General features: G+C 47.2%; 15 protein-coding genes and 1 pseudogene. 9 read left to right on the forward strand and 7 right to left on the reverse strand.

All coding sequences use genetic code 11. The annotated features are described in order from the left end of the window. Positions 1-130: 130 nt before the first annotated feature. Entirely contained in the window at positions 131-721 is a 591-nt protein-coding gene (locus J4G07_07245) for a Uma2 family endonuclease (protein ID MCE2413784.1), read from the reverse strand. A gap of 134 nt (positions 722-855) precedes the next feature. Here J4G07_07245 and J4G07_07250 point away from each other — a divergent pair, with 134 nt between their 5' ends. The 6 genes from J4G07_07250 (at position 856) to J4G07_07275 (ending at position 7,042) form a co-directional block, all read left to right on the forward strand. Further along, positions 856-1,551: a hypothetical protein gene (locus J4G07_07250; GenBank protein MCE2413785.1), complete on the forward strand. Its 696-nt coding sequence runs from the start codon at positions 856-858 to the stop codon at positions 1,549-1,551. A gap of 120 nt (positions 1,552-1,671) precedes the next feature. Next, positions 1,672-2,997 carry an extracellular solute-binding protein gene (locus tag J4G07_07255; protein MCE2413786.1) on the forward strand — a complete coding sequence of 442 codons (1,326 nt, stop codon included), beginning with the start codon at positions 1,672-1,674 and terminating at the stop codon, positions 2,995-2,997. A gap of 119 nt (positions 2,998-3,116) precedes the next feature. Then, entirely contained in the window at positions 3,117-4,037 is a 921-nt protein-coding gene (locus J4G07_07260) for a sugar ABC transporter permease (protein ID MCE2413787.1), read from the forward strand. 179 nt (positions 4,038-4,216) lie between these two features. Continuing rightward, positions 4,217-5,254 (forward strand): carbohydrate ABC transporter permease, encoded by a 1,038-nt coding sequence (locus J4G07_07265; protein ID MCE2413788.1) that lies wholly within the window; start codon positions 4,217-4,219, stop codon positions 5,252-5,254. A gap of 141 nt (positions 5,255-5,395) precedes the next feature. Continuing rightward, positions 5,396-6,805 carry a HEAT repeat domain-containing protein gene (locus J4G07_07270; GenBank protein ID MCE2413789.1) on the forward strand — a complete coding sequence of 470 codons (1,410 nt, stop codon included), beginning with the start codon at positions 5,396-5,398 and terminating at the stop codon, positions 6,803-6,805. Between the two features lie 120 nt (positions 6,806-6,925). Then, complete coding sequence (locus J4G07_07275) at positions 6,926-7,042, forward strand: transposase (protein MCE2413790.1); 117 nt, start codon at positions 6,926-6,928, stop codon at positions 7,040-7,042. On the opposite strand, the gene J4G07_07280 is transcribed toward J4G07_07275, so the two are convergent. From J4G07_07280 to J4G07_07300, 5 genes and pseudogenes are all read right to left on the reverse strand, one after another. Next, the gene (locus J4G07_07280; GenBank protein MCE2413791.1) at positions 7,016-8,566 is read right to left on the reverse strand and encodes a radical SAM protein; all 1,551 of its coding nucleotides are present in this window, start codon (positions 8,564-8,566) and stop codon (positions 7,016-7,018) included. The two genes, J4G07_07275 and J4G07_07280, sit on opposite strands and share 27 nt — an antisense overlap. Positions 8,567-8,762: 196 nt before the next feature. Next, positions 8,763-9,068, reverse strand: coding sequence for a hypothetical protein (locus J4G07_07285; protein ID MCE2413792.1), 306 nt, complete (start codon positions 9,066-9,068; stop codon positions 8,763-8,765). Between the two features lie 101 nt (positions 9,069-9,169). Further along, positions 9,170-9,304 (reverse strand): annotated as a pseudogene (locus tag J4G07_07290) (phosphatase PAP2 family protein). A gap of 1,172 nt (positions 9,305-10,476) precedes the next feature. Then, positions 10,477-11,010 (reverse strand): phosphatase PAP2 family protein, encoded by a 534-nt coding sequence (locus J4G07_07295; protein ID MCE2413793.1) that lies wholly within the window; start codon positions 11,008-11,010, stop codon positions 10,477-10,479. A gap of 147 nt (positions 11,011-11,157) precedes the next feature. Next, positions 11,158-11,895 carry a polysaccharide deacetylase family protein gene (locus tag J4G07_07300; GenBank protein ID MCE2413794.1) on the reverse strand — a complete coding sequence of 246 codons (738 nt, stop codon included), beginning with the start codon at positions 11,893-11,895 and terminating at the stop codon, positions 11,158-11,160. A 335-nt stretch (positions 11,896-12,230) separates the two neighbouring features. Here J4G07_07300 and J4G07_07305 point away from each other — a divergent pair, with 335 nt between their 5' ends. After that, positions 12,231-13,220 carry an aldo/keto reductase gene (locus tag J4G07_07305; protein MCE2413795.1) on the forward strand — a complete coding sequence of 330 codons (990 nt, stop codon included), beginning with the start codon at positions 12,231-12,233 and terminating at the stop codon, positions 13,218-13,220. A 90-nt stretch (positions 13,221-13,310) separates the two neighbouring features. Here J4G07_07305 and J4G07_07310 read toward each other — a convergent pair whose 3' ends face one another. Further along, positions 13,311-13,568, reverse strand: a complete 258-nt coding sequence (locus tag J4G07_07310) for a hypothetical protein (GenBank protein MCE2413796.1) — start codon at positions 13,566-13,568, stop codon at positions 13,311-13,313. 100 nt (positions 13,569-13,668) lie between these two features. Between J4G07_07310 and J4G07_07315 the strand changes: the two genes are divergently transcribed. Both J4G07_07315 and J4G07_07320 read left to right on the forward strand, forming a co-directional pair. Continuing rightward, complete coding sequence (locus tag J4G07_07315) at positions 13,669-15,321, forward strand: CRTAC1 family protein (protein MCE2413797.1); 1,653 nt, start codon at positions 13,669-13,671, stop codon at positions 15,319-15,321. A gap of 87 nt (positions 15,322-15,408) precedes the next feature. Continuing rightward, positions 15,409-16,263, forward strand: coding sequence for a tetratricopeptide repeat protein (locus tag J4G07_07320; GenBank protein ID MCE2413798.1), 855 nt, complete (start codon positions 15,409-15,411; stop codon positions 16,261-16,263). Positions 16,264-16,313 lie beyond the last annotated feature (50 nt).

A 16,313-nucleotide genomic window follows, 5' to 3' on the forward strand; every position in this document is an offset into this window, starting at 1 on the left:
TGTGAAGAGACACTTTTCCGTAAAAAATCTGTGTTTAAACACCCAAAACCGATTAGGTAGCAACTTGGGTTATATTATCATTTGCAGGCATCCGATTGTTCCCCTTTCGACTGTATCATTCTCTGAAATTCTATTCAAGGAATGTAACGCGTTCGTAAATTTCCTGCAAGGGTAATTCGCACTGGATGGAAGGAAGCGGCAGAATCTCGTTATGTTTTTCAAAATCGGTAAAAATCCACTGCTTTTCTTGGCGGCGGTAGTGTTCCACAAAAATCTGGTCTTGGGCGACGAGAACGTATTCCTGCAATGATGGGAGTTGGCGATAGTGGGCGAATTTTTCACCTCTATCATACACTTCGGTTGAGGGTGAAAGCACCTCTATAACGACAATCGGGTTCAGGAGCGTGTCAAAGACATCGTCTTCAAAACGGGGTTCCTCACAGACGACACCGACATCAGGATAAAAATAGGATTTTGCTGTGGGAATGCTGATACGCATGTCATTCGCGAAAACAGCACACCCCGTGCCTTGCAAGTTCGCATGCAATCTTGCAGAAATGTTCATCGTTATCAGATTATGCGGAAAACTTGCTCCGGGCATATTGATAATTTCCCCATTAATATATTCGCTTCTAACCGTTTCAGCGTCAGGAATTGCCTTGCGTTCTAAAGCGATGTATTCTTCTGATGTGAGGTATGTTTGGGCCCCTCTCGCTGCCATGATGTCCCTCCAAGAATTTTTAGTAATTCTATTATAGCGTAGTTACGGGTGAGTGTCAAGATTTCTTGACAGATGATCACTGCTGCGATAAAATGGGTCCAATGAATCATATACCGCACCGAAAGGAAAAATCAATGAACTGCCTTGATTATGGGCTTTCTTTTATTAACTCTGTTGGGAACGGGAATGCTCCCCGCTTTTGGGTCGAATCTCGATGCCGCATCATAGATGACACAGATGGAAGTTTCAGCGATTATTATCAATGTGGTTCGTGTAAGAGTGAACACACCTTTGCGGAGAAAAATCTCTTCATAAATCCGAACTATGACTTCCTCCCTGTTTTTGGTGAAGAACATATAGCGGTATTCAGAAGGCACGCTTACTGCAACGATAACTACGTCGAGTATAGACCGGCGCGAGATTATTGGGGAGGTGCCCTGTTTGATGTTCAAAAGGCATCGCCGGTCCGAGTCCTTGATAGCAACGCAGCCATTTTTGAGGCGACACGCAAAGGTCTACCCATCGTAACACACACAGAAATATGGGATACCCATACACAGCAGCGGGCGATTATCGAGTGTCCGGTTAAAACGATGAATATAGATGAAAATGCAGGCATCTACCAAGTTGATACCGGAATTGTTCTATTTCCAGATCTGTCAAAGCGATACGATCGGCAGATTGAGATGTTCAGTCTCGCTTACGTTGCTTTTAACGCACCGCACTTCGCTGACTTCGTTATCGAACGCCCCACTGCCATCATTGAAAATGGAGTGGAAGTTACCCAAGTTTACCACTATTCCGTATTCGGCATCGGTGAGCGCGAATAAATTTTCTTGCAAAAATTTTAGGCTCCGTATATAATGCGGGATTATAACAGCGAACCGGACAGCAGATTTTGACCGGTGCTGATTACAACTCGCACGATCTTTATACGGAGGAGAAAAAACATGAAAAGTGTTCGCATAAGTTTTGTCTTCGCACTAATACTCGCACTCGCGTTCGTTAGTGCCTCGAAAGCGGATAACCACCAATCCCAATCCTTAACTATTGTCTGGGCAGAATGGGATCCGGCTAACTATTTGCAGGAACTCTCGAAAGACTTTACAACCGAAACAGGCATTGCTGTTGATGTGATCCAGATTCCGTGGCCCAATTTCCAAGATAAGGTCTTCACGGCTTTTGTTGGAAAAAGCGATCTCTACGACATTGTCATTGGAGATAGCCAATGGCTCGGTAGAAACTCTCAAGGCGAAAACTATATCAATCTAACGGAGTGGATTAATGAGAACATAGATGTTGATTCTATCTATGGACCCGCGATGACAGCGTTTGCTGAGTATCCAAAAGGCAGCGGAACATACTGGGCATTACCTGCGGAGGTGGATGCCGCTGGATATGTCTATCGGAAAGACTTATTTGAAGATCCAAACGAAATGAAGGCGTTCCAAGCGAAGTATGGCTACGCACTCGCTCCGCCGAAAACCTACGACCAACTCCGCGATATCGCTGAATTCTTCACGCGTCCGGATCAAGACCTATACGGTATCGCAACATGGTATAGCAAGGAATACGACGGCATTACGATGGGTTTCCAGCAGGTAATGTGGAGTTTTGGCGGTGCTTATGGCGATCCAGACAACCATAAAGTTGCCGGGCACATTAATACAGAGGATGCTGTTAAAGCCCTGGATTTTTACACAGATTTGCTCCAGTTTTCACCCCCTGATGCCCCGAACTACTATTGGGCAGAGACGCTGAATGCCTATAACTCCGGTAAGGTCGCAATGGCGATGAATTACTTCGCATTCTTCCCCGGCGTTGTAGACCCTAAATCGAATGCAATTTCGCACGATAAAAGCGGGTTCTTTATCGCCCCTGCTGGTCCGAAAGGGCATTACATCAGTATCGGTGGACAGGGCATGTCTATTTCTTCCTATTCTAAAAACAAGGATATTGCCAAACAATACATGAAATGGTTTATGCAGAAACCAGTTCAGGAGAAATGGGCAGCACTTGGAGGGTTTACACCCCACAAAGAGGTGTTGCAGTCGGACACATTTAAGACAGCAACCCCCTTTAACGAAGCTTTTGCCGCGAGCTTCCCGTACCTACGCGATTTCTGGGCGGTGCCGGAATACGCAGAACTCTTAGAAGTTTGCCAGACGAATTGGAGTGAAGCCATCTCCAAAATCAAGTCTGCAAAGGAAGCACTGGATACCATCGCACGGAAACATGAGGAAATCTTTGAGGACGCAGGCTACTACGACGAATAAAGCGAGTGGTCGGCTATCGAGGCGTTCGCTCCGCTCACTTTCGGCAGTCGGTACGTGGCGATTGTGTGTATTTTGCTTGCCACAAGGTCCGCTTACCGACAGCCGATAGCCAAAAAGATATGCTTACCAACCACCCACATCGAGCGTCGCGCGGGATGAGTGACTATCAATTGAAGATGGCATTTATCATGCCCACCATGATTTTGCTCATCTTGATGAACATTTTTCCGCTGCTGTGGTCGCTATATCTGAGTTTCCATCGCTACAAAGCCTCGATGCCCACACCCCCAAGATTTATCGGTGTTCGTAACTATTCACGCCTCCTCGCCGATCCAGAGATATGGGGTTATTTTCAAACCACCGCTTATTTTGTGATCCTTGCGGTAGCAGCACAATTCTTTATCGGATTTGGGTTGGCACTGCTCCTGAATCGGGACTTCCGGTATAAAGGCTTTGTCACAACGTTGCTTCTGCTACCGATGATGCTATCGCCTGTGGTCGTTGGACTCTTTTGGCGCTTTATCCTTCTCGCAGATAACGCCGGTTTGCTAAACTTTTTCCTCAGTCCCTTTTTAAAGTCGCCTATTGGCTGGACAACGAACCCGAAGGTAGCGATGTTAGCCGTTGTTATTGTGGACACATGGATGTGGTCTCCATTCATGATGTTGATCGCCTTGGCAGGATTGAGCGCGGTCCCGAAATCTCTCTACGAAGCTGCTGATGTCGATAGAGCGTCCGCTTGGTTCAAGTTTCGATGGATTACCCTTCCGTTAGTATCCCCTCTTTTACTGATCGCCCTTCTGTTCAGGACGATGGATGCCTTCAAGATGTTTGACATCGTCTATGTACTCACACGTGAAGGGGGACCTGGTACTGCTACAGAGACTGTATCAATGAACCTTTATAAACTCGCCTTTCGCAACTACAATACCGGTAAAGCGTGCGCGATGGCGTATATTCTACTCATTATTATTGTTGCGCTGAGCAATATCTACGTAAAGTACCTTAATCGCGTTAAAGGAGACACACAGGAAACCTAATGCGAAGCCGAAAAAACTTTGTCCACTACGTTATATTGGGGTTTATCGCTGCGGCTGTGGTTGTCTACATCACCCCGATTTATTGGATTTTGGCGACATCTCTAAAGCAATCGACAGATATTACCACAAAACTTCCGAAGTTTGTTTTTGAAATATCGTTAGAGAACTATCAGAAGTTGATGCCGTCAGAGGGTGTGGCAGATGTAACATATCTGTTTTTAGGAGTGGTGCTTGTCGGATTATTGCTGTTCGGTTTTTTCTCCCTATTTACTGTGAGATTACCCCGTGCCTTGTCGCTCCGAAATCTCGGCTTAATCTGGAACGGCATCTTCGTTTTAACGTGTCTCTATAGCTTTCTGACGCTGCAACCGCTGCAAAGTCGTCTCCAAACGGATGCCCGTTTCAACTTCCTATTACTCATCGCCTGCACAATTATAGCGTATCTTTTGATTGCACCGTGGAGAAAAACTGGTGGACTGACATCGCAAACGATAAAAAAACAGCGACTCACCCTTGTGTTGCCAAGCGTTTTCGGGACGATAGCAATTTGTGTCGTCCTGGCAAATGGTGGGTCCAAGTATTTTTATCAGCTGCTCAATAGCATTATTATCGGTGGGGGTAGCACGATTCTTGCTGTAGGACTCGGAACACTTGCAGCTTACGCCTTCTCCCGATTCGACATCGCTGGCAAGGACGATCTCCTCTTTTTTATCCTCAGTACACGCATGCTCCCACCTGTTGTTGTTGTGATCCCAATCTATCTGATGTACAGCGCTCTTGGGTTACGGGATACACACTTCGGACTGATTTTGCTTTATACTACCTTTAATGTTTCATTTGCGGTGTGGCTCATGAAGGGGTTCATTGATGAAATTCCGAAGGAATATGAGGATGCCGCGCTTGTTGATGGCTACTCTCGGTTCCAAACCTTCATGAAGGTGATCTTACCGCAGTCTGTCACAGGCATTGCTGCGACTGCTGTGTTCTGTCTCATTACAGCGTGGAACGAGTTCGCGTTTGCTCTGGTTCTTACAGAGGTCGGCGGTAGAGCGGTGACCGCGCCCCCTTCAATTACGAGTGCGACGGGTTCTACTGGCATGGATTGGGGAAAAATTGCCGCGGGAACCTTTGTTTTTCTCCTGCCCGTTGCCGTTTTCACCTTCCTAATGCGAAGTCACCTCCTGCGCGGCGTCACATTCGGCGCAGTAAAGAAGTAAGCATTTCTTTTCTGTAGGAGCGAGTTTTACTCGCGACCCTTACCAACAACTGGCAACCTAAAACCCTGAAACCTTATCGAAATTTGACTTCCGCAATCGGTTTCTGTTATACTTACTGCAAGCAACAGAGGAGGGCGCAAAATGAGCAATCATGCACTAAAACTCACCGATGCAGAGATGCGGGATTTCATCATCAACGGGTACGTCAAGGTAAAAGTTGATTTCCCGCCGAGTTTTCACGAGAACGTTTACCAACAACTCGACGAAATGTTTGAAGGGACGGGTAATTTGGGAAACAACGTCCTACCACTCATCCCCGAAATTCAGGAGGTCTTTGATCATCCTGTTGTTCACGGCGCGATGCAAAGCGTGCTCGGTGAAGATTACGCGATGCACTCACACCGATACTGCCATTTCAACCAACAGGGCAGCGAAGGTCAGAATTTCCATAAGGATAGTTACGAAGGGGACGAGCAGATCCGACGCCACCGATGTCGTTGGACGATGGCGTTCTACTATCCGCAGGATGTCACCGAAGATATGGGATCCACCGCTGTCCTGCCCGGGTCGCAGTATTACGAGACGGGCGAAAGCGCACACCAACAGCCTGATCTCGCACTCACTGGCGAAGCCGGGACAGTGACCATTGTCCACTACGACTTATGGCATCGTGCAATGCCGAATCTGAGTGATAAGAAACGCTACATGTTGAAGTTTCTCTTTATCCGACTCGATGAGCCACAAACACCCGCATGGAAAAACAATACCGCTGACTGGCACGCGCTCGGCAACGGAGAAACATCCGAACATCCAGAATTGTGGGAATCGCTATGGGACTGGTATAACGGAAAACAGAACAGGGCTGCCAACGGTGTTTCACGTACTGAGGTCGATACCCTCATCGAAATCTTGAACGGTGATAATGAGAGAGCTCGGTTAAATGCTGCGTACCGCTTGGGACGGATTGGTGCCACTGCTGTGCCTGTCTTGAAGCAAGCGTTGTATAGTCGATCTGATGATGCTATCCGCGAGTACGCTGGATACGCTTTAAGCCTCACTGGTGCTTCCGCGGTTCCAACGCTCATTGACGCATTGCAAGCGACAGATGATTCGGTGCGGGCAAGCGCGGCGTTTGCCTTAGCGGATATGGGAAAAGCCGCACAGGAAGCGATACCTGAGCTAACACATGCCGCACAAGATCCCCACGATTTGGTCCGACGAAACGCCACAGAAGGGTTGGGACTCATCGGACAACAGGTTTCTGAAAACATGGATTTATCCGAGACGGTCCAGGTGTTAACAACCCGATTGCAGGATGACCATTATGCGGTTCGTGATAACGCCGCTCGATCTTTAGCAAAATTGGGCACGCTTGCTGAACCCGCAATTCCTACACTTGTCGCGCAACTCGAAGATGAGAACCGATATGTCCGTTTCCATGCCGCCTTAGCATTGAAGCAGATTAAGACACCCGAAGCACAAGATGCCCTCTTCAATCATCTATTCGCTTCGCGTTGGTGTGCCTTGACAACAAATAACACACCCTATTAGCGAAAACGTGGATTAAAATTAGTAGGCGAGGTTTCTGACCTCGCCTGCTGCCCGCCGATCACAGACGACTAAAAACCATCTGACAGTGTAGGGAGACCGTGGCATGGGAATCGGGAAGTACTGAATAGTATTCTCTGGATCCTGCGGACACGTGCCCCTTGGTCGGATTTACCAGAAAAGCATCCGACCTATCAAACGTGTCATCGCCGTTCAAGGCGACTTCTCCAACTGCGTTAGCGAATTCTCTTCTGACTTGAGATAAGCGTTCGGGTCATGATGCAAAGCACCCTCCGGAAGCCACTCCCAAAACGCTCCCAGACTCTTTCGTATCCGTTCCACATAGAACTGTGGAATTTCCGTCGTATCTCCGTTAAAGAAGGGTCGGAACTGAGGATCTTCATCAAGTCGTCTCCGTATTTCGCGATAGTACTTGAGTTGTTCGAACCATGGCAGGACACGGATAACGTTCACCCATCGCGGGATAAAGGCATCAATCGCCTTATAACTGCTAATGAGGTTCCTCCATGAAATATTGTGCCCAATCAGATCAATGACGTTATCGTAAAACTCATCCCACGCATAGTTTTTCGGTTTGATATTCATCCCGCGCTTACTGTCAAGGAAATAGAATGGAAAGGGGAGAACCCGTCCCGCCCGTTGATATTCAAGGTTCAGAGGTGCTGCCTGTCCGTATGCCGTCAATAGCAAATACGCAGGATACGCTCCAGGGGTCATCTCCAGGAAGCGTTTTGTGAGTTCAAACGGCTCTGTCCCTTCGTCAATATCGAGTCCAAATATGAAGTTGGTTTGAACGTACGGAACGTACCTCAGAATCATGTTAACCTGCTCCGATACCTCTCGAACTTTATCAACTCCCTGATGTCGCCCCGTCTTTGATTTGTTACCGAAGTCCTGCCACGACTCAATTCCGGGCAACAGCACCTTAAATCCGTTCCGCTGTAGCCGTTCCATATGCGGTTCCGAGAGGAGTGCCAGGCTACTTTCAGCAATGAAATCAACACTGCCTGGTGGAACGGCATCTTCGATTGCAGACAGATAGTCATCGAATCGGATACCGAAGTTGGGATCGTGCCAACCGACAATCGGGCGTTTAAACTTCTCCAAGAGGAAACGCAGATCTGCCTTCATAACATCAAATTCCAGAGGTTGATACGGAACAACCGAATCAATACAAAAACTACACGTGTATGGACACCCCATGCTACCGAGCATCGGAACCACTTTAATCCACGGAGCTTTACGGTGGGTGATTTCAATGAACTTCCAACGCTCTTGTACACTCGGCAGAGTCATCGGTTGCCCATTTGCTGAAAGGTGAACGCCCATAGGCCGGTGCTGTGAACAGTCTCGCAAAAGGTCCCGGATAGTGTCTCTGTCCGTAAAACCCAGAACGTAATCGAAATACTTCTGTGCATCTTGAGGGTAGCATCGGGCGTGAGGACCCCCAAGTACAGTGACTGCACCTCTGGATCGAAAGAGATTGCTCAACGCGTATGCCAGTTGTGCTCCCTGCGAGAACGTCCCTATCACAACGAGATCCAGCGTTTCGGGGAATTCTTCAATGGGATTTTCAAGACCCGCATAGCAGACGAAGGTGACATCATGCCCCTCTTCTTCACACCATACGGCAATAGTTTGGGGCATGATGCTTGCCAGGTTCGCGTGCATCGTCCGTGCCCACAGATTTCGCGTCGGTCCTTTAGCAACAAGATCTATAACACCAATTTTGAGTTTTCGCATAGCCACGGCTCCCTTTCCGGAAGTTTTTCTCAAACAACATGAGTTAAGCAGGGAAGCAAAGCATTCCGCGTTGGAAAAAGAACGATTTGCAGGACAATAACGCGTTAACCGAACAGGTATCACTGGATGATTAACTTTAGACTACCACGTATCTACATTTTAAAGATACCTCTTTTCCGTGCAAATCTCGCATAATCTAAAAAAATGGTAAACACAACTTCGCATGAATCCTCCGCGAGAGCCAATCTAACTGCAAAACAAGATCGCTACAGGTAACAACGAGGTCATAATCGTGTTGTGTGCCACCGTAGTCGATAGCGAGTCCTTGTGATTCAAGATAACGGTAGCATTCTCCAGCACGTTTGTCGCCGATGATGGTGAATTCAACGAGATTGAGTTTATTGAGGATATTGATGAATCCATCGGCATAAAACGGCGTGAAGCACTTCTCATATTCTGGAAGTTCAGCGGCGATTTGTTGCATCTGGGTCGTAATGTTCATCGAACCACATATAAATAAAATTTTCCTGCTCATCGAATTCCCCGTTTGCAATATACATATTCAAAGAGATATTTTAGAAAGCGTTTCTGAGCCATTCGGCGTTACAGAATGAACCATATTCCTACCCGAGCGGTAAAGATGCCGAGAACCGCACCTGCCAGAACATCGGTAGGATAGTGAACCCCAAGATATACACGCGCAACACCAACCGTAGTTGCCCAGAAAAACGTTGGAACCGGTTAAATCTACATCTATGCTCTGATTCCAAAGTTCCAACGGGTAATCTTCAAAGGTGTTCGTATGCGCATCTGCGTGCTCAGTATCGAATTTCGGGTCAAGTGCGGCATTGTTCACCAGAATATCAACACGCCCAAATTCCCTGAAAGTTCGGGCAACTATCCATTCAACAGAAGTCTTATCGGTGACATCTGTTTCGATCCCAATAGCTTTAGGGTGTCCATTCGCGTTAATCTGGTGCGCAGAGTCTTTCGCTTCTCCGCCGCGCAAATCTGCTACCACAACATGGACCGAGGCTTCAGCGAGTGCTCGACAATATTCTCTTAACATCCCCGCGCCACCGGTAACAATAGCGACCTTCCCTTTTAAATCGAATATATCTCTCTTCATTGGCATCCCCTGAAAAAACGTTTAAGAATGCAATGCTTGAACGAGTATTGTTGTTTAATCCATCCTATCTTTTTCACTCTCTGTACCAGAACAGAATACCTCTTTCCTGTGAAAGATAGACACTTTTGCAGCCAGTCTGAACCTCCCCGATAAGCCATCGTAGATAGTCAAAGGGATGGCAGAGCGTCAATAGGACACCACCTCCGAGATCTTCACGTGTGGCATAGCCTATCCGATGTTCATATCCTGCAAGTTTCGTAGATGGCGGCGTCCAATAGAGCCTAACCCAGCAATTAGAATCTTCATCTGTCTCCTATGTCTACGATGTATTTCCGCTTAAAATTGTAGTGGGGATATGTTGCATAATTTTAACCAACACATCATTTTTATATAAAAAAGGTTGGACAAAATTGTGTCAATATGTGCTAAGAAACAGAGTAGCGAGGTTGTATGAAGATTATTTTTTATTCGGTAATCCTCTTGTCTTCACGAGGTGGGTATAATCCCTGCTGGCGAGGTGTTTTTGATAGGATGTTTTGCTTGGGTATTTCTGCGGATTTCCCTCGTAACCTCGCCCAATTACCGATTTTTTAACCTCATTAAACCTCGCCAGCAAAGGAGGGTATTTCGGGCTTTCAGAATGCCCACGTATTTCGGGATTGACTATAAAAATGAATAGGCGAGGTGTCCGAGGGAAACACCTCGCCTTCTGAGCGTTATTTATCAATGACAAGCATTTTCTGCCCGGGCAAGGGGAGCCTCTGCATAAAATACTATCTGTCTACATCATGAACCACATACCCATCTGCCCTGCGAATATCCCAAGGAGTGCCCCGGCGAGCACATCTGTCGGATAGTGGACACCGAGATATACGCGCGCAACACCGACCATAGTGCCCCAGCAAAGCGTCGGAATTTGTAAAGTTGGGAGGGTACTCGACAACAGCGTCATCATCACAAAAGCAGACGCAGTGTGTCCGGATGGAAAACTAAAACGATCTGGTGGACGCACCCGAAATTGTACGTCGACAATCCGTTCATACGGTCGATCCCGTTTCATTGCTTGCTTGAGGAAATGGTATAGGAGTCTCTCAAGCAAAAATGCAAGTGTTGCTGATAAAAGGAGTGGCTTGCTGGCAGCTGAGCCGAACGTTAAGTGCACGTATAACACTAAAAATGGGTATAGACACCCGTTAGCACTCCAAGAAATGAGACGAAATGAGCGACTCAGAACTCTTCTATCGCCCCAACCAAAGATACGGTTAAACAGTAACGTATCCCATCGGGTCAGACTATTTGTAAATTCTCTAAGCATAGTTTATAAAGTGAGCAGGCACTCCTACAACACACGCCCGCTGTATCTTTTATCTCCATCTATATTATTTCAATATATTTGATACGTCCCCAACACTGTGCCGAAGACACCCAGCGAGTCTGTCTGTACGGATCAATTGCCACACTCTCACAGAGCGTGTGAGCCTACATAATCTGTGAGGTCCTGGAGCGCGATGACCTTGTAATCATTTTCGTAGAGAAATGCCATATACGCTTCAAATTGTTCCGGTTCTGTGTGGACCCATGGATGCTCAATATCCGGCACACCGTGGAAGGTAAGGATGGCGATATTTCCATCTGTTGCTTGGGTGAGTGCCCACGTGAAGTCATCAAATTCCCAATTGGGACCGGAGGCTCCCGTCGTTGGAATCAAGAGCGGATGATGGAGGGTTGGATTGTAAGCAGGTCCGCGCGCGCCCTCTCCGCTGTAAGGGAACTCTGGCGCAACACCGCGTCGGGCAAAATGAAAACCGTGTTCAGCAAGTACTTGGACTGCCGCGTCGCCATGGCTATAACCCGGATAACAGAATGTTGTCGGCTTTGAAATGCCGTAAGTCTCACACCGTGCGTCAATATGCACCAAATCCGCGCTGAGTTCCTCAGCGGGTTGTTGCGTGACGTTTCGGTGATGGCGCGTGTGATTACCAATCTCGAAACCGTCGTCGTGTAATCCCTTCACCTCTTCCCACGTCATATACGCTTCTTTATTGGTGAGGAAGTTGAGCCCTTCGGTGATATAGAAGGTTGCACCGAAGCCATAAGCCTTGAGGATCGGCGCGGCGAAAGTCGCCTGTGATTTGCACCCGTCGTCGAAGGTTAACACAACGAGTTTATCGGGGATTGTCTTCAATAAAATGTTTTTCATCTGGCAAATCTCGTATTTGCATGGAACACAAAAAAATCATAGTATGCTGGACTGTTAATTATAGACGCACATCGCGACTTAAATCAAGGAAAAAATCTGGCACCTATTTTTTTCTAGTGCTGTGTCAAGTTGCGTTTGATAGTATTGTCAGTTGGGTTGAAGGGATTTTCCCTGTAGGGGCAGTCCCTTGTGACACAGCACTAGTGATGGGTCGCGAGCGAGACGCTTACTGATCGCTAACGACCAATTGCTAATTGCCAATTGAAAAATGGTTGACAAAAATCCAGAAATGATTTAAAATATTTTTTTGGAAACCAATGGAGGTAAGAACCATGATTGACCGACGTGCATTTCTAAAATCGATGGCAAGTTTGACAACAGGCGTTCTCTTGTCATCTGCGTGTGCAGAGGGTGGTGAGGAAGAGACTGCAAGTGACCGCTTGGGGACTCTCCTACCGACACGGAGGTTTGGACGCACCGGAGAAGCTGTAACGATGCTCGGTATAGGTGGCTGGCATATCGGGGAAATGAGCGAAGCAGAGGCTCAGAAAACGATTGAGACAGCACTTGAAGGGGGTGTGCGCTTCTTTGATAGTGCAGAATCCTATCAAGGTGGCGGTAGCGAGCGTCGACTCGGTAAACTGCTTGTTCCAAAATATCGCGATGATGTGTTTCTTATGACAAAAACAACAGCACGAAACGCGACGAAAGCATGGGAACATCTTGAAAATTCACTGACACGCTTGAATACCGATCAGCTCGACCTCTGGCAGATGCACTCTGTGCAGAATCCTGCGGATGTCAATGATCGGATTGATAACGGCATCCTTGACGTTATGTTGGAAGCAAAGGCAACGGGTAAAACCCGCTATATTGGATTCACTGGACATGCAAGTCCAGCCGCGCATGAACGCGTCCTTGAACAGACTGATATTTTTGATACCTGTCAATTAGCGATGAATCTCGTTGATGTCAGTTACGAGAGTTTCATTGAAAGAATCGTGCCGACGCTCATTGAACGAAATATTGGTGTGATTGGAATGAAGGCGTTAGCAAACGGAGGTTTCTTCGGAGGGTCGCAACACGGCAAACACGGTTCAAATCCGAAAGTTGTCCCAAATCGTGTTAGTGTCTCCGAAGCGATTCGTTTCGTTTGGTCGTTGCCCGTGAGTACAATCGTTACCGGTCCAGACAATGCAAAACAGATGCAAGAGAAGATCGACATTGCGAAGACCTTCACAGGCATGGACGATGACGAACGACAGGCATTGATAGAAAAAGTGGAAGATATGGCAGGGACAACGGTTGAGTTTTACAAAACTTAACCTTTTGAAAACCGTTGTTGAATCTGTGAGTTGGGTTAAATAGAAGAAGGCAAGGACGATGTGTCCTTGCCTTCTTTATGTGTGGATCTACTATTTCTTTATGGCTGCCCATGTGGTGGTGAGTTTGTCGGTCGGAGAAACGGCGAAAGCCTTTTCCAATCCATCATCCATGATACTCTGAATCTCATCCTCACTCAGAACCACATTAAAAATACCTATGTCGTCAATGATACCTCTGTATTTACCAGCATAAACTGTTTGACAAAAATTCCGAAGTTGTTTAGAATAAGTAGAACAAGTAACAACAATGTAAATCATGATTGACCGACGCGCATTTCTAAGATCCATGGTGAGTTCGGCAGCTGGTATCCCTTTACCATCGGCGCCCGCAAAGTGTTAAGTTTTGCCAAGCCTAATCTCTTGAAAATTATTGTTAAGAAAACACAACATGCAGACTTTTGTTTTCTCGTGCGTTCTTGTCTGTTTATGTATTGCAGCGGAGGCAGATGTAAAATTTACGGATGTCACTGATGCGTCGGGTATTGAATTCCGACATTTTACGGGGGCAACCGGTGAACGTTATATGCCTGAGACGATGGGAGCAGGCTGCGCTTTTTTGGACTACGACGCAGATGGCCATTTGGACATTCTGCTCGCAAATGGGACGAGTTTGATCCCTGAAGGTCCCGTGGATACCCCGAAACTCTACCGAAACGCAGGGAATGGACAGTTTGTTGACGTCACTGAGGCAGCAGGACTCAACGTGCCGATGTACGGCATGGGGATAGCGGCTGCTGATTATGATAACGATACCGACCTCGATATCTATTTTACCAATGTAGGTAAAAACCGACTCTTCCGCAATAACGGCGATAGAACTTTCACAGATGTCACCGAATTTGCCAAGATAGGCGATACCGGTTGGTCGACAAGTGCAGCCTTCTTCGATGCCGACAAAGACGGTTGGTTGGATCTGTTCGTTTGCAACTACGTTGAATGGACACCTGAAACAGATGTTAAGTGCACGGTAAATCCGACGGGCAAGAAACAATACAGAACCTATTGCACGCCCACCGTCTATCCAGGTCAATCCTGTCGTTTCTATCGCAACCAAGGCAGTGGTAGGTTTACCGACATGACATCGCAGGCAGGATTGTATAATCCAATAGGTAAATCACTCGGTGTAACGCTCTTGGATTACAATCATGACGGATGGATCGACCTCGCGGTGGCGAACGATACTGAACCTAATTTTTTATATCGCAATAACGGCGATGGCACATTTACCGACGAAGCCGTGTTAATGGGAGTCGCCTTCAGTGAGACAGGGAAAGCACGCGGAAGCATGGGGATTGACGCAGCGGATGTCTATAACAATGGCGGCACCGCAATCATTATCGGTAATTTTAGTAATGAGAAAACAGGATTTTTTTATGCGGAACCAGATGCGGTTTACTTTACAGATAGAACGGATAGAGCAGGAATTGGAAAACTAAGTTACCGTTCTTTGACGTTTGGAATCCTGTTTTTCGATTGCGATTTGGATGGAGCACTCGACCTGTTTTGCGTTAATGGACATATTGAGCCGGAGGCACTGCGATATCAGCAGCATATCCCTTATGCACAACGCCCTTCACTCTTCCGAAACCAGCAGGACGGCAGGTTTCGAGAGATCACAAAGGCTGCGGGGCTTGATCGTATAGGTGTTGGACGCGGGTGCGCTTATGGCGATTACGATAACGACGGTGATGTGGACCTTCTCGTAAGTAATAACGGCGTTACCAAAGATTACGGCGGTGTATGGCTCCTGCGTAACGATAGTGAACCTTCATCTAATTATCTCCGAGTGAGGGTAATGGGCACCCGTAGTAATCGCGATGGAATCGGGACGCGTGTTCGGTTAACTTTGGGGGATAGCGTTCAACAGCAAATCGTCCGGACCGGCGGTAGTTACTGTTCTCAAAGCGAAATGACATTGACCTTCGGATTGGGGAAAAATAAAGCGGTTACGCAACTTGAAATCCTATGGCCCTCTGATGAGATAGACCAGTCCGTAGAACTTGAGGCGAATCAACTCATAGAGGTCGTCGAAGGTTTTTAATTTCCGGACTTAACACCGCTCCGCTTACGCTTCTTTTCCTTCGATGTTCCTAAACCGTAAACCCGTAACGAAGTGGAGAGTGGATAGATGGAACACACTTCAATTACAAAACGATGCTTATTACCCCGCAAGAAAAAATTAAAAACATGGATGTACGGATGCCTCTTTCTGACAATCTTCGGGTTAACTATCGGATGTCAAAACAACGAACAAATTTCGACTCAAAAAAAGCCAGCATCCGCGACATCCACAAAATCATCGGTTTCACCATCTGCGCAGGACTACAATAACAGCGGAACTGCTTACCAGCGTGCCGGAAGACTGCAAGAGGCAGCGGCGGCTTATCAACGGGCTATTGAGATCAAGCCGACATTAATTGAGGCACATCATAACTTAGGCACAGTGTACGTAATGCAGGGGAAACTCGCTGAGGCGATTGCTGCGTATAAGCGCGTTATTCAGTTACGACCCGACATGGCGGCGGCTTACGTTGATTTGGGCAGAATCTACGGACTCGCAGGACGGCTTGATGAGGCGATTGCTGAGTACCAGAAGGCACTTACGCGTGATGCTACGCTCGTATATGCACATTATGGGATCGGTCTCGCTTACAGACATAAAGGTATGTTCCCTGAAGCCATTGTTGCACTCGAAAAGGCGATAACTCGGCAACCTGACTTCGCCGAGGCACTCATGCAGCTGGGTTACGTTTATCGAGAAACAGAACAGTTCAACCACGCCATGGAAACATTCACTACGATTATCCAAATCTATCCGACAAACGCTCAAGCGTATCATGAGCTCGGTATCTGCCATACAAAAACAGAGGCGTATCCAGATGCTGTCAAGGCTTTTGAAAGAGCCTTACAACTGAATCCAGATGCTGTTGAAACGCAAAATCTCTTGCGTGTTGCCCAGGCGCGCGTGGCGCGTCAAAGGTAGTTCGCAAACGATTTCGTAAGAGGTCTCATTCATTTTGTTTCCTTTGGAGT

This window comes from Candidatus Poribacteria bacterium (genome assembly GCA_021295715.1).
In the GTDB taxonomy this organism is placed as follows: Bacteria; Poribacteria; WGA-4E; order WGA-4E; family WGA-3G; genus WGA-3G.